Genomic DNA, 592 nt, shown 5'->3' with positions numbered 1-592 from the left:
GCGGCAATGGGGCGTAGGAGTTCGGTGTAGGCGGCGGTGGTTTCGTGTCTGGCCCAGGTCCAGTTGATGACGTGGGTTTTACTGGCTGCGATCAGGAGGCATCCGGACTTTAGATAGGTCGCGTCGAGGAAGATTTGGTCATGGATGCGGAATGAGTCGATGGTGGGTGTGGGGATGATCCACCAGCACCATCGGAATCGGTGGTGCATGGTTTGCCTGGTTACGCCATGGTGTGCGGCGAAGGTGGTTAGAGATTGGGTGCCGGTGGCCCATTGGATGAACAAAGCCATGGTGGCGGTATTTTTGTTGTGGGTTTGGGTGTTGCGGGTAAAGGAGTGTCCGCAGTGGGTGCAGCGCCAACGGGTGGTTGATTTGCTGGTGGTGCCGTTTTTCTTTGTGTTGTTGCCGCATAGTGGGCAGCTGGGGCGGTTGGTGGTCATCCTTTAATCCAACCGGTGTGCGGTTAGCACAAATGTGGCCGGAGGTGCGGGATGGTGTGGGTAATAGCTTTCGGGGAGCTATTCTTTGGTGATTTGTGGTGTGTGGTCTGGGGTTATGGTGGCATGCGGACACACTTTTCTTTACTTAACCC

General features: G+C 55.7%; 1 pseudogene. It reads right to left on the bottom strand.

Annotation, left to right across the window (positions count from 1 at the left end):
* Positions 1-440, bottom strand: a pseudogene (locus HMPREF2757_RS11375) (IS256 family transposase); the annotation flags it as partial.
* Positions 441-592: the final 152 nt, after the last annotated feature.

The organism is Brevibacterium sp. HMSC063G07, from assembly GCF_001810665.1.
Lineage (GTDB): Bacteria > Actinomycetota > Actinomycetes > Actinomycetales > Brevibacteriaceae > Brevibacterium.
The sequence above is the reverse complement of the archived record's forward strand: the minus strand, read 5'-3'. Positions and strand labels throughout refer to the sequence as shown.